Here is a 13,134-nt window from a genome sequence, read left to right on the forward strand (position 1 = left end):
GTCTCACACCTTCGGTCTCTCGACCAGGAGCAGATTGTCAAAAACCTCAAAAAAAAGCTCAAGCACTAGAATTTGAGCTGGTTGCTACACCCTCCGCTCAAATTGCTTCTTAGGAGCGCCTCACTAGGACAGTTATGCCCTGAGCATGAATGGAAGAAACAGTCTTGCATTCAACCTCTTAAAAGTATTGTAGAGATAATCCTGAGTTAAGAAACCGAGCCGCCAATAGTACCATTCAAGGTCTGGTTAGGAGCGTGGTTCTGGGAAGAACTGGCAATGACATTGCTGAAGGTTGCAAGCCTATCCCGTTTGAGAGATTAGCTATTTACCCTGCCCTAACTCAGGAGGCTCGGTCGTGAATCGGGCAGCCAATGCTTTTCGTTTAGCGGCTCAAGCTGTCAGCCATAGTCATTCAGCCTTAGGGGCATTTATATCGACGCCTGCGATCTCGTTTAGGAGCACCTAAGGCAATCACAGCAACGGCTCATAAGATTGCTCGTCTGTTTTACAAGCTATGGTTTACAGGGGGAACCTATGCAGACCCTGGAGAAGACTATTACGAGCAAAAATACCGAGAACGCCTAGTTAAACACCTGAAGAAAACAGCTCAGTCTCTCAGCTTTGAAGTTGTACCCCAATCTCCTATGGTCGAAAGTGTTTCTTGAGAGAGGGGTGAGCCATCTCCCAGAAGTTATTATTGCCATCGGGGTTCAAACCACTGACAGAAGTTATCGACATGACAAAACAAGGATTCTAAACTGAGCATAGGGCGGCTAGACAAGCTGAGAATTAAGTACTTTCTATATCTATTCCGCCCCTTCTTATCCCGAAATCACATTAATCAGGGTGCTTGATATCTCTTCATACACCGGATTTGGACAATAGCTCCTACCAATTCCAAGGTGCCCAGGAAGGACCGCCGTTTCCGTTTACGCCATGATAAACGCAATCCACACTGGCAGATACATTAACGTGGCCCTCGTTAGGTTCACCATAATAACCTTGAACTTGCCATTGCGGATTCACTGCCTGACCCTCGTTGTGTCTGTCGATTTGATATGTGCGTGTAATACTTGCTTGATCATTAGTGTACCGAACTGTTACATAACCTTCCGTATGATATTGATTAGGGCAGGTAGGAATTCTCAAAGAAGCGCTGACAGTGGCACCATCACCTCTCCAAGTCCGAGCAGGTGTGTATACCTGAAATTCATCCGAACTATTGCTTGCAGGAGTAGTTATTTCAATAGTACCTTGTTCAACAGTCACGCTTCCAATCTGGACACTACCTACTGGACGGTTGAAGGCAAATGTTCCAACTCCATCAGCACGGGCTGGCGAGACAAACAGCACAATAGTACTTGCCATACACGTAGCAGAAGCAGTCAAAGCAACTAGTAATTTAACAGGAGAGTAATTAGTCAACATGATTTTGTCTTTCTGCCTTTAGAGGTTAATCAAATGCATAGACCTGCTGGGAAGTAACGAGAGAAATCGCTGAAATACGCACATGATCTAGCTTTTGATGTTTTTGAGTGAAAATCGCTGACATGCTTGTTGGAAGCGGGTTTCAAGGATTTTGAGGCTTATTTCCCACAACTTCATGGACAAAAACAAATGAGGTTTCCTAAACTCACAGAATTGTTGGAAATTGAGACGTTATAACAAGAGAGCTGAACGCGATTGAGTAAGAGTGGTTGATTTGCATCTGCTCTTTTCGCCTACAATTTGAGGATTGGAAAGTTCAAACTAATTGATAGCTGTAAAGAAGCGATCGTCAGAAGCTTCACATAACAGAGCTTTCAGCTTTGACAATCAAGTTTTTCCTCGGCTATAACTGAGTCACCTAGAGCAGGGCTAATAATTGTTCCCGCCGTACCCAAAAAACTCAATGGAGCCTCCACCATTGCAAAAATCTACAGCACCAGTATCGTAGGTGCCATCTTCATAAACCGCTTTGACATCATAAACACAGGAATTGCCGCTGATGGTAATTGAGGTATCTTGATCCTGTTCTAGAACAGAGGAGCCAAGACGGTCACGTCCCCAGTAGCTGGAGTTAGACGAGGAAACGTATAAATCAACAATTGCTAAGTCGTTGTTGTTCCAAATGGTGAGGTACTGTGCAGCAAGCGTACTTTCAGCAATGAGAGCAACAACAGGAGCAGCAAGCACAACAGAAACAGACAGGGTGCGAATGAGTTTAGGAAACATAGCCGAAATTCCTTAGGGATGAACGTGAATGAAGGTTGAGTTAGTCAATCAGTGTTTACGTTTGCGTTTTTGTTGTCCTGTAGACTTATCTGAAGCAACAGAATGAATTACGCATGAGTTTGCAAACATTCACACAAGATGCAACACAATAAAAATTCTCTCTGTGGAAGGCTAATGTTTACTGTCAACCTCCCCTGTTGTCTAGCTAATACTCAATACTGATTTAGTTAGAATGAGATAGAACACAGAGGGACTTGCTAACTTAGGCTATTCACACTTTTGCATAGCAGCGGAGTTGAACTCAGCAGAGTAGTGTCCCACTCCGCTAAGTTCAACTCCGCTGCTAACATTGAGCCAGATCTGGAAGAAGAATGACGTCCAACATACCTCCGCTGCTTTGGGGAAGCGACGAGGGTATTTTCATCAGCATTTCCAGCCTCAACTCTAGATGCTTACTTCATCTGGTGTTAAAGAAGTTCACAACCAACCTGCTTTATTCGACTACCGGTATTTCAACTAGTAAAGCGTGATCCCATAACCGTTAAATTGAAATTCATACCAGTCATCCATTGTTTCTCGTTCAAAAACAACTTGTTGAGGCTGATAGCCCGGTTCATAGCTGTAATCCCAGGCGATTGTTACAGTAGAACTCGTTCCAGCATTCAGTGTCATACTGAAACCATTCTCAAGGTAATAAGTTGTTCCACGAAAAGAGAACGCAATTTCATTTCCGGTACTGTTAATAATTTCAACTGAACTACCAGAAGTAGTACCGTTCATGTAAGGTCCACCGTCTGCGCCTTCATCATCGTTTCTCCAGCTTGAACCGCCAATTGGTTCAGTCCATTCACTAGGACTACAAGTGATATCTAAAAAACCACAACCGGCGTAAGCGGTAGAACCATTCAACAAAACTCCACTCAGGGTTCCTAAAGAAACCACCGTCACAATAAAAGAATCGAAGCATCTTTTCATCACGCAACTCTCCTAGAGTCAAATTATTAGGAAGTAGGAACAACCTTAGAAGGTTGGAATATGCAGGAACTTGTAGTGCAAGAAACTAGAGCTTTATCCAAAATCCCGAAGGAACCACCGTCACAACAAGAGAGCTGAACGCGATTGAGTAAGAGTGGTTGATTTGCATCTGCTCTTTTCGCCTACAATTTGAAGATTGGAAAGTTCAAACTAATTGATAGCTGTAAAGAAACGATCGTCAGAAGCTTCACATAACTGCGTATTCTCACAAGATCGGGTTTATGTCCAATTTTGGTGATCCGAGATTATTGGGGATTAATTCAGGCTCTTAAAGCAGCTTCAAACTCAGCATCCACGTTGAACAATTTAACGATCGATCCTGTTTTCACCAAAAGTAGACAAGAGCCCGAATTTGAGTGAGAATAGGGTGCCGAAGTTAGTGCGATTTTGCAATAACAGAGCTTTCAGCTTTAACAATCAAGTTTTTCCTCGGCTATAACTGAGTCACCTAGAGCAGGGCTAATAATTGTTCCCGCCGTACCCAAAAAACTCAATGGAGCCTCCACCATTGCAAAAATCTACAGCACCAGTATCGTAGGTGCCATCTTCATAAACCGCTTTGACATCATAAACACAGGAATTGCCGCTGATGGTAATTGAGGTATCTTGATCCTGTTCTAGAACAGAGGAGCCAAGACGGTCACGTCCCCAGTAGCTGGAGTTAGACGAGGAAACGTATAAATCAACAATTGCTAAGTCGTTGTTGTTCCAAATGGTGAGGTACTGTGCAGCAAGCGTACTTTCAGCAATGAGAGCAACAACAGGAGCAGCAAGCACAACAGAAACAGACAGGGTGCGAATGAGTTTAGGAAACATAGCCGAAATTCCTTAGGGATGAACGTGAATGAAGGTTGAGTTAGTCAATCAGTGTTTACGTTTGCGTTTTTGTTGTCCTGTAGACTTATCTGAAGCAACAGAATGAATTACGCATGAGTTTGCAAACATTCACAAACTTGTCCCTGGAAAAATCCCTACTATTTTGAGGTGCCTAAACCCTAACTGGCATGAAGGAGAAGCTTCAGCAAGCAATTTATAGAACCCATTTGATAGGAATGGAAAACCCGTCAACATGGGATTAGTAAGCGACGCACTCGGCGGAAGCTGCACTTAGGGGTAGATGAATCTACTGGAGAAATTTTAGCAGCAGTGGTCATCACCAAGGATGTGCATAATGGTGAAGTCTTGAACGACATCCTAGAGCAGATTGAAGACGAAACAGAGCAAGTCTCGAGCGATGGAGCTTATGCCCATAGCCATTGCTACGATGAGATTGTCGAGCGATGGGCAAAACCTGTAATTTCACCCCGTAAGAATGCTGTAATCGGACAGCATGGCAATCGCAAAGTACCTCCTCACCCCAGAGATTAAAATCTGCGCTATATCCGCAAGTATGGGCGAAAGAAGTGGAAGCGTAATTCTCACTATCATTGCTGTTCGTTAGCAAAAACCATCATGTTTCACCTCAAGATAGTCTTTGGAGGAAATCGCACTTCGCGTATATTCGACCATCAAGCAGTCGAGTTATTCCTCAAATGTGCTGCACTCAATCGCGTGATTCAGCTTGCTAAGCCAGCTAGCCTTTTGCTGAGCTTAAGTGTGCTTTACATCAGTTGATGGACAAGATGGATGCCTTTCGCATTCTTCCAATTCCAATTTTGAAGTTAGCTTGATTACATTTGATGTCTACTTTCTTTACCACAGCAATAACAGAAGAGGGATAAGACATTTTAAGGCTGAATTTGTACCTGGAGATGGCAGGGTTGGCTGTTAATTTCCAGTTCTACCGTCACTGCAATAGTCTGGTTGTCCTGAAGTTGGACTAATTGCCGCTCAATCTGATTGTAGTGATTGAGGGGACTCATATCTGGTTGGATGCTCCAGGGTGCCGAGTCAGTCTGGTTGCCTTGACTCCAACTCCATTCCACAATACGGACAGCTTGTTGATTCTGGCTGGCATTTACCAGAGTCAGTTCTAGATTCAGAGCATGGGTTTCGGAACCCTGAGACTGAGGAGCCGGAGCATCCACACCGGGGGGTAGCGCTCGATTGCCACCAGGACTGTGGGGGATGGGATCTAGCCAAATGCGAAGGCTGGACTGAATAGGGTCGAGACTACAGGTGGTCGATTGATGATTCATAGGAATGGTGGGAGTAGGAAGTGAACGAGGCTGTTCAAAGATGAGAGTTCCTAGCAGCATCAGGCTGCTAGCGAATCCTAAAGTGGTATATAGCTTCATCATGCGCTATCAGAGGGAGAGTTCCTGATGGAGAGCAGGTTCACTCTCAACCCAGTCGGAACCTTGGTTGGATTAGCTGTTGGAATAGGTGATGGTACCACCCAGTTGCATCAACTGATTAGAAGCCAGGGACAGATGTTGGCTACCCCAGGGATTACGGATGGTGAAGCGTCCAGTCGTCGCGTTATATCCGGTGATAGTGTAGTCATGCCCTTGAACTGCGGTATTGATGCTGGTTTCACCAGCATCAATACCGATAGCGTTGGTGTTGAAACCACCGATGGTAACAATCCGATTGCTATTGACCAAATTGATCAGTTCCGCCTCGCTCAGACCAGTGGCAGCATTGTTGCTCAGACTTTCACTAGTGGTAGTTAGACCTGTAATGTGAGTTGTGGCTGCACCTTTGAATCCCCAACCAATGCCGTTGTCATTGCCGTTGCCGTAGAGATTAGCACCATCTTGTCCAATGCGACCAGATTCGTTCACCTGGGCATAAGCCTTTTCTGCCAGAGCAACCCACAGCTCATTGTTTCCAGCGACTAACTGCCCACTATTAGCATAGATGTAGTGCCCCGCTGCATTCGTCGCCATCATGCGATCAACAGTGACGTAGTCGAGCTTACCGTTGGTGTGGAAGCGGACGCTCCAGGTGCCGTCGCTATTGTCGCGGAACATATCGGAGATCATCGAGTTCTTGTCGTTGACCGTTCCAGCCAGAGGTGCAAGGAAGTAGCAGTCACCTGTAGCACCTTGGACCACATCAGCAGCAGTGGCACCGTTCATGAACAAACTGCCGTTAGCTCTGGTGTAATTACCAACCAGGTTATTGCTAGCATCTCGGTGAATCGCGGGTCGGTCAGTTCCCAGCAAGTGCTTACCGATCAACAGATTAAGCTGAGTCGTTGAGCTATCAGGAGCTAGATTGCCAAGGTTGGCTCGGATACTGTCGGAGCCGGTGTACCACTGGTTGCTGGTATCACTGAAAAGGACTTTTTGAGACAGAACCTTCAGGTCAGTGGCAACGTTTGTGGTGTTGATGGCGTTGTTGTAGAAGTTGCGTAGGTCAGTCAGTTCGGTACTGGTTACAGAGCCAAAGTCGCCAGCGCTCTTAAGGATTCCGATCGTATCTGCACGCGAGAGGCTGTTGTCAAATTTGATTGAATTGAGTGCAGCGTTCTCGACACTGCTATCAGATAACAGGTTTTGCCAGTAGTTTTCGAGTGCGTCGGCTTGACGCACAATATTGAGGCTGTAGCCAGTTGCTCCGTGATTCCAAGGCTGCTGATCATAGCTGTAGACGCGAGCGAAGTAGGTACCTGTGCTGAGGTTGCGGCTGATCAGTTCGCTAGTGTTGCTAGCCTTGTCAGACCAGCTAACAAGGTTGTGATTGGCATCGTAGAGAACCAAGGCAGCGTTTCGAGACAGACCGTTTAAAGAGAGATTGACGGTACCGGACTTGCCGACAGTAAAGCTGAAGTAGTCATTCTGATCGCGAACGCCATTGCTGCTAGTGCCAATGACTCCATTAACAGTGGAACCGCTGCGATAGACGACTGTGCCAACACCAATGGCATTGGTTAAGTTATCACCTCGATCGATTCCGAAAGACTCATTGGCTGACTGCCAAGCTTGGGCATCGCCATTGCTGTAGCTGTAGTTTGTGTAGGTACGGGTACCTGTGATCTCATCGCGACCAATAAAAGGACTGGCTGAGGCGACTATTGACTTCGTTGATTTCAGCAGCACTGGTAGTGCCGCCTTGAATCAGCAGAGTGCCACCAACCGAGAGGGAGCTTCCCGTTAAAGAAGAGCCACTACCCTGAAATTTGTTGAGGGATGCACCAGCTTGTAAACCGTAAGCATCAGTACTGTTCTGGAAACCAGATAGGAATTTGTCGTTTAAACCGGTACAACGATCAAGACCTAGCAGAGCATTAGATTGTCGAAAGTTGGATTCGAACATGATTGGTACCTCTTAATAGGGGGCAATACTCCGACCAGTTTTCGGGTAAGGATTACTCGGCTTTACAGGCTTGAATCAGAACCAAAACCATTGCAGAAGCACTTGGCGGAAGTCTTATTGACCTATCGGGAGGGGAGAAGGAAATTATGCAAGCTTTACAGGAGCTTACATAAAAACACTGGCTTAGAAAGACCTGAAGTTAGAGAAGATTTATGAGTTAACCGTATCTTTCTTTGCATCTTTAAATCGTTCAAACCATGGTGTCGCGGTTGTTTGGGTGATTTCAGTTTCAATTTTCCTGTTCGACCGCCAAGGATGTAGCGCTCCTTCATAGCTGAGTAAAGCTCATCTGTCACTCTAGACAGAAGAAAAAGAGAAATTCATATGAAAATCCTGGTAAGGCAAGTTGCTGGGAAAGCGATTCATCAGCGCAACCAAACATATTACTTACCGATAAGCATGGAATCGAAAATCGATTCAATCAGGGTTCGAGCCAGTTCAAATACCGCATCGCAAACCGAAAGGAGGAAAGTTGAGTACCCACCAGAAGCAGGAGAATCGAACATTAAGTCAATCGCGGGTAGTCTGTGAAAATGCGTTTGCTGGAGCCAAGCATTACAACGCCATGAGTGTGAGCTATCGCAACCGAAAAGTGGAGTTTTGATGACAACAGTAGGATTATGGAACTTCTACCTGATTGCAGCATAGGAAGAGGAACTCGAAAGGTCACACTGGCTAACTTCACTCCTATTTCCCGACAACTCTAATCCATATGAAATCTAGTTAATTTCTTACTGTAGAAAACAGCTGAAGCCTTTATGGGAAGACAATGCATAAATAATCGTTCTGTCGCAAAACCTATTGAAGAACAAACGGTTGGACTGAAGCAGACTCAATCAAGCAACAAGTTAAAAGATTTGAAACACAGATTCTATCTGTGCCAGCACACCACCTTTTTCAATTCCTTTGACTTGCCCCTTGCGGATTATATTCATCGCTATCGGAGGGCAAGTAGGCAAGGTTGGGCTTGTCTACCTTACCACTAACCAATTTTTGCGACAGAGCCAAAAATCGAGCGTTGTCCTCTGCCGGTTTGCCTAAGGGCTTATAGATATTAAACCGGCAATCATTGATCCTACATTTTCTAGACTGTAACCGTTGGAAACGCTAGATTCCCTTTTGGAACTTACATTGCCGGGTTAATACCTGTTAGCCAGGTTGGTTGTGTCGCAAAAATTTCCTAAAGCACTATTTGTAGAGTCGTACCCTATGTGCTCCAATCCCATGTGTTGCATTTCTAAGATTTTTTGCGACACAACCCAAAGAGGCATCAATGCTTACTATTGGTCTTGAAGTACCAGATAGTTAGAAAATTTTGGAGCCTGCTAGCATTAGTAGAAACCGTAGGTAAAACTTCTATATCCATTGATACTCACCGTATCGTAATCCCAGGTATGATGTCCATCTTCAGAGCTTGCGGAAAACGTCCAATCATGTTGTGTAGATGCATTATCAATGATTTTCACGTCTTGTTCTCCTGGTGCAATGTACCATGTTCCTACTGGATAACCGTAGTCTTCACAGCTAGGATCGCACTCATTAATTACTTCTACAACTTCTACATAAATTCCTTGACTAAAATCATTAGAGACGTATATATCAGCATAAGGCAGAATTGTCTCGTCAATCTCGCTAGCTTCAGGCAAGATATCATCAGACACCCAATCGCATGAATCTGTCCAGGGAGTCCAGCAAGCGAGTGCAGGTTTTGCGTTAAAAGCAATAGAGCCTAATGTAACTAGTCCTAATGCAAGAACAGCAGAATGTAACTTCATGGGATTTCTCCTAAGTTGAATTCAGATGAAAAGTTAATAGATATCTCACTGAAAGGGAACGCTTGCATGCAAAGCAATTAGTATTAAGAGGGAACTGCCTGTCACAACAAACAAACCTTCAATGGTTGTGTCGTAAAAATTTTCTGAAGCGCTATATACCGTGTTTAAAGTGCATGCTTCAGCTCTATGTAAGCGTTTCCAGAATTTTTTGCGACACAACCAGGTTGGGTTGTCTACCTTGCCATTAACCAGTTTTTGCGACAGAGCTCCTCAGTTGTCTAGCTAACGCTCAATGCTGACTTAACCAGAACGGAATAAAACACAAAATTACTTGCTAACTTAGACCACCTTAAAGTCACGGCTAGACAAACTCACATTAGTTGTATCTTGAATAACGGCAATCAGGTCACTACCTCGATAAAGAGCAGTATCGCTTGAGGAAGTGCCAGTCCAGTTTCCAGTTGAGAGGTGATATTGGCTGAGACTACCTTTTACCTGAATGTAATCAGATACGTAGGAAAAGTCGCGGATAGTTGCATAACCATTACCTTGGTAGAAGACACCATTATAGTCACCTAGGACAAATGTGTCGGTTCCTGTACCACCATAGAGGTTATCGTATTGGGGGGTGGTGCTTGTACGGTTGTCTCTAAAGCCGTTAATGTAATCATTTCCATAACCGCCCACTAGAGTGTCGCTGCCGTTTCCACCGTATAAACGATCGTTACCTGAACCACCATACAATCGATCAGTACCACTGCCACCGATCAATACATCGTCACCATAATCACCAGAGAGATAGTCATCTCCCTCCTGACCGTTCAATGTATCGTTACCTGAATATCCAAAGATTGAGTCGTTGTAATAGCTAGGATGGGGACTTACAATGAAAAACTCTACAGGGGGTTGAAGATAGTCATTGCCATCAGTACCGTGGATAACTGCCATTTTGATTTGCCTCTGTTGTGTAGGATAGTTAGACCGCAATTCGTTTACTCTTTGCTGTCCTATAGATTCATCTGAGGCAACGCAAAGGATTATGCAAGAATTTACAAATGATTACAGTGAATATACTGTAAGGATTTGTAGCTTAATTGGCACGGAAGGGTGTGGAGACGTATATTATTCAGAAACAAAAAGGAAGAAATTTACTCTTACTGGGAGCAACCGTACAGTGTTTCAAATCAGTCCCATAACTTTACTAGTCTGATAGCTGCTATGCCGTTCACGCTCCTGTAAGAAGTAAATGATGCTCCCGCGCCTATTCCGTTTTTGTCTCCTGAGTGGTAGCCTGCTGCTGACTCTGCTAGTTCCTCGCTTGGCTTCCGCAGAAGTAGTTCCCGATGCAACCTTACCTAATAATTCTAGGGTTAGTCGTTTTGGTGCAGCGTATGTGATTGAAGGAGGAACCCTACGCGGTAATAATTTGTTCCATAGCTTTCAAGAGTTTTCAATTCCTACAGGCGAAATTGCTGATTTTGAAAGTACAAATTCGATTGCCAATATTTTTGCTCGTGTTACAGGCGGCAGCCGTTCTGAAATTGACGGTATGCTTCGGGCTAGCGGTACTGCTAATCTATTTTTGCTGAATCCTAACGGGATCTTGTTGGGTCGTAATGCTTCTCTAGATATTGGTGGCTCTTTTCTTGCAACAACCGCAAACAGCTTCGTGTTTGGCGAAGGGCTAGAATTTAGTGCTATAACTCCTCAAGCTCCTCCTCTGTTAGCAATCAATGTTCCTTTGGGACTCCAGTACGGCACAAACGCTCCAGGGACAATCACTAGCCAAGCTAGCCTAAATGTTGATGCTGGACGAAGCTTAACGCTTCTGGGCGGGCAGGTAATGCTTGAAAACAGCCAATTGACTGCACCAGGTGGACAAATTGAGCTAGGTAGTGCTTTAGGAGCAGGAGGTGTTGGGTTAAATAGCAATCGAAATTTTCTAAGCTTGAATTTCTCGAGTGGATTGCCACGCTCGGACATTTCCTTAGTAAATGGCAGTGTTGTGAATGTGGCATCTGATAATAACGGCGATATTAGGATCGATGCCCGTAATCTAAATATTTCTGGAAATAGTTTGATTCGAGCGGGAATCGCTTCAGGGCAAGGAAGCATTGACAGCCAGGCAGGAAATGTAGCGATCGATGCAACTAGAGCGATCAATATTGAGGGACTAAGCAGAATTGAAAATAATGTGGACACAAATGCGAGCGGTAATGCTGGAAATATTCGGATTGTGGCTGGGTCCCTTCTAGTGACAAATGGAGCTAATTTGCAAAGCTTTACGCGTGGGCAAGGGAATGCGGGAGATATCACTATTAATGCTCGCGATCGAGTTTCTTTAGATGTTGGTGATATCTTCAGTGATGTAGAAGAGGGCGCGGTTGGGAATGGAGGTGCTATTCGTATCTTTGCTGATTCCTTCTCCTTAACAAATGGTGCTCAAATCATCGCTAGTACTGCTGGAGAGGGAAATGCTGGTAGTGTCACTGTTAATGCTCGCGATCGAGTTTTGCTCACGGGTACGAGTAGAGATGGAGAGTTTGTTAGTGCTGTTTTCAGCGATGTAGAAGAGGGCGCGGTTGGGAATGGAGGTGCTATTCGTATCTTTGCTGATTCCTTCTCCTTAACAAATGGTGCTTCAATCATCGCTAGTACTGCTGGAGAGGGAAATGCTGGTAGTGTGACCATCAATGCTCGCGATCGAGTTTCTTTAGATGTTGGTGATATCTTCAGCGATGTAGAAGAGGGCGCGGTTGGGAATGGAGGTGCTATTCGTATCTTTGCTGATTCCTTCTCCTTAACAAATGGTGCTCAAATCATCGCTGGTACTGCTGGAGAGGGAAATGCTGGTAGTGTGACCATCAATGCTCGCGATCGAGTTTTGCTCACGGGTACGAGTAGAGATGGAGAGTTTGTTAGTACTGTTTTCAGCGATGTAGAAGAGGGCGCGGTTGGGAATGGAGGTGCTATTCGTATCTTTGCTGATTCCTTCTCCTTAACAAATGGTGCTCAAATCATCGCTAGTACTGCTGGGCGAGGCAATGCTGGTAGTGTCACTGTTAATGTAGACGAAACTGTCTCTGTAGCAGGTCGAAGTGGTGGATTTTACAGTGGCATCTTTAACGAGGTTGGAGCGGATGCTCAAGGAAATGGCGGAGGTATCCAGATTACGACAGGTTCGCTGCTAGTTACTGATGGTGCAGCGTTAGAAGCTAGCTTGATGGGACAAGGAGTGGCTAGCAATATTGTAATTAATGCCCGCGATCGAGTAGTGTTCAGAGGTGGTTCTGCCTATAGTGAGTTAGAACCCAAAGCGATTGGAATCGGTGGAGATATTCGCATTCGTTCAAATTCACTGCTTCTTTCCGGAAGCCTTCAACTAGAGACTGCTAATCAGGGACAAGGACAAGGCGGCAATATCATTATTAATGTTGGATCCCTCACCATAGAAGATGGTGCACGTTTGTTAGCTCAGACTTCTGGACAAGGGAATGCTGGTAGTATCACTGTTAATGCTCGCGATCGAGTCTCTTTAGATTTTGGTTATATCTTCAGCAATGTAGGAGATACCGCGGTTGGAGATGGAGGTGCTATTCGTATCTTTGCTGATTCCTTCTCCTTAACAAATGGTGCTCAAATCATCGCTAATACTGCTGGAGAGGGAAATGCTGGCAATGTCGCTGTTAATGCTCGCGATCGAGTTTCTTTGAATGTTGGTTACATCTTCGGCAATGTAGAAGAGGGCGCGGTTGGGAATGGAGGTGCTATTCGTATCTTTGCTGATTCCTTCTCCTTAACAAATGGTGCTTCAATCATCGCTAGTACTGCTGGAGAGGGAAATGCT

General features: G+C 44.9%; 11 protein-coding genes and 2 pseudogenes. 4 read left to right on the top strand and 9 right to left on the bottom strand.

Features of this window, described 5'->3' with window-relative positions:
* Positions 1–352: 352 nt before the first annotated feature.
* Positions 353–665 (top strand): annotated as a pseudogene (locus H6G00_RS36785) (IS110 family transposase); the annotation flags it as partial.
* A 223-nt stretch (positions 666–888) separates the two neighbouring features.
* Here the strand turns inward: H6G00_RS36785 and H6G00_RS22525 are convergent.
* The 4 genes from H6G00_RS22525 to H6G00_RS22540 all read right to left on the bottom strand — a co-directional run bounded on the left by H6G00_RS22525 (position 889) and on the right by H6G00_RS22540 (position 4,065).
* Positions 889–1,428, bottom strand: coding sequence for a hypothetical protein (locus H6G00_RS22525; protein WP_190798474.1), 540 nt, complete (start codon positions 1,426–1,428; stop codon positions 889–891).
* Positions 1,429–1,857: 429 nt separating this feature from the next.
* The gene (locus H6G00_RS22530) at positions 1,858–2,214 is read right to left on the bottom strand and encodes a hypothetical protein (RefSeq protein WP_190798475.1); all 357 of its coding nucleotides are present in this window, start codon (positions 2,212–2,214) and stop codon (positions 1,858–1,860) included.
* Positions 2,215–2,730: 516 nt separating this feature from the next.
* Positions 2,731–3,189 carry a hypothetical protein gene (locus tag H6G00_RS22535; protein WP_190798476.1) on the bottom strand — a complete coding sequence of 153 codons (459 nt, stop codon included), beginning with the start codon at positions 3,187–3,189 and terminating at the stop codon, positions 2,731–2,733.
* Positions 3,190–3,708: 519 nt separating this feature from the next.
* The gene (locus tag H6G00_RS22540; protein ID WP_190798475.1) at positions 3,709–4,065 is read right to left on the bottom strand and encodes a hypothetical protein; all 357 of its coding nucleotides are present in this window, start codon (positions 4,063–4,065) and stop codon (positions 3,709–3,711) included.
* A 234-nt stretch (positions 4,066–4,299) separates the two neighbouring features.
* On the opposite strand from H6G00_RS22540, the pseudogene H6G00_RS22545 reads away from it, so the two are divergent.
* Positions 4,300–4,863, top strand: a pseudogene (locus H6G00_RS22545) (IS5 family transposase); the annotation flags it as partial.
* Between the two features lie 113 nt (positions 4,864–4,976).
* Here H6G00_RS22545 and H6G00_RS22550 read toward each other — a convergent pair.
* The 3 genes from H6G00_RS22550 to H6G00_RS22560 form a co-directional block, all read right to left on the bottom strand.
* A complete protein-coding gene (locus tag H6G00_RS22550) occupies positions 4,977–5,489 on the bottom strand; it encodes a hypothetical protein (protein WP_190798477.1) in 513 nt (170 codons plus the stop codon).
* A gap of 69 nt (positions 5,490–5,558) precedes the next feature.
* Positions 5,559–7,235, bottom strand: a complete 1,677-nt coding sequence (locus H6G00_RS22555; RefSeq protein WP_190798478.1) for a C2 family cysteine protease — start codon at positions 7,233–7,235, stop codon at positions 5,559–5,561.
* Complete coding sequence (locus H6G00_RS22560) at positions 7,174–7,452, bottom strand: hypothetical protein (protein ID WP_190798479.1); 279 nt, start codon at positions 7,450–7,452, stop codon at positions 7,174–7,176. Before H6G00_RS22560 ends, H6G00_RS22555 begins: the two co-directional genes overlap by 62 nt.
* A gap of 475 nt (positions 7,453–7,927) precedes the next feature.
* Between H6G00_RS22560 and H6G00_RS22565 the strand changes: the two genes are divergently transcribed.
* Positions 7,928–8,116, top strand: coding sequence for a transposase family protein (locus H6G00_RS22565; RefSeq protein ID WP_347278215.1), 189 nt, complete (start codon positions 7,928–7,930; stop codon positions 8,114–8,116).
* Positions 8,117–8,843: 727 nt separating this feature from the next.
* Here H6G00_RS22565 and H6G00_RS22570 read toward each other — a convergent pair.
* Positions 8,844–9,287 (bottom strand): hypothetical protein, encoded by a 444-nt coding sequence (locus H6G00_RS22570; protein WP_190798480.1) that lies wholly within the window; start codon positions 9,285–9,287, stop codon positions 8,844–8,846.
* 339 nt (positions 9,288–9,626) lie between these two features.
* A complete protein-coding gene (locus tag H6G00_RS36215) occupies positions 9,627–10,235 on the bottom strand; it encodes a calcium-binding protein (protein ID WP_190798481.1) in 609 nt (202 codons plus the stop codon).
* A 301-nt stretch (positions 10,236–10,536) separates the two neighbouring features.
* On the opposite strand from H6G00_RS36215, the gene H6G00_RS22580 reads away from it, so the two are divergent.
* The coding region (locus H6G00_RS22580; RefSeq protein ID WP_190798482.1) for a filamentous hemagglutinin N-terminal domain-containing protein at positions 10,537–13,134 on the top strand (2,598 nt) is incomplete at its 3' end.

Source organism: Leptolyngbya sp. FACHB-541, from assembly GCF_014695875.1.
Classification (GTDB): domain Bacteria; phylum Cyanobacteriota; class Cyanobacteriia; order Elainellales; family Elainellaceae; genus JAAUTN01.

What these genes read in the sequence shown, in the direction of transcription:
- H6G00_RS36215 (WP_190798481.1), bottom strand. Translation starts at nt 10,235, where the DNA reads ATGGCAGTTATCCACGGTACTGATGGCAATGACTATCTTCAACCCCCT.
- H6G00_RS22540 (WP_190798475.1), bottom strand. Translation starts at nt 4,065, where the DNA reads ATGTTTCCTAAACTCATTCGCACCCTGTCTGTTTCTGTTGTGCTTGCT.
- H6G00_RS22530 (WP_190798475.1), bottom strand. Translation starts at nt 2,214, where the DNA reads ATGTTTCCTAAACTCATTCGCACCCTGTCTGTTTCTGTTGTGCTTGCT.
- H6G00_RS22570 (WP_190798480.1), bottom strand. Translation starts at nt 9,287, where the DNA reads ATGAAGTTACATTCTGCTGTTCTTGCATTAGGACTAGTTACATTAGGC.
- H6G00_RS22560 (WP_190798479.1), bottom strand. Translation starts at nt 7,452, where the DNA reads ATGTTCGAATCCAACTTTCGACAATCTAATGCTCTGCTAGGTCTTGAT.
- H6G00_RS22535 (WP_190798476.1), bottom strand. Translation starts at nt 3,189, where the DNA reads ATGAAAAGATGCTTCGATTCTTTTATTGTGACGGTGGTTTCTTTAGGA.
- H6G00_RS22550 (WP_190798477.1), bottom strand. Translation starts at nt 5,489, where the DNA reads ATGATGAAGCTATATACCACTTTAGGATTCGCTAGCAGCCTGATGCTG.
- H6G00_RS22525 (WP_190798474.1), bottom strand. Translation starts at nt 1,428, where the DNA reads ATGTTGACTAATTACTCTCCTGTTAAATTACTAGTTGCTTTGACTGCT.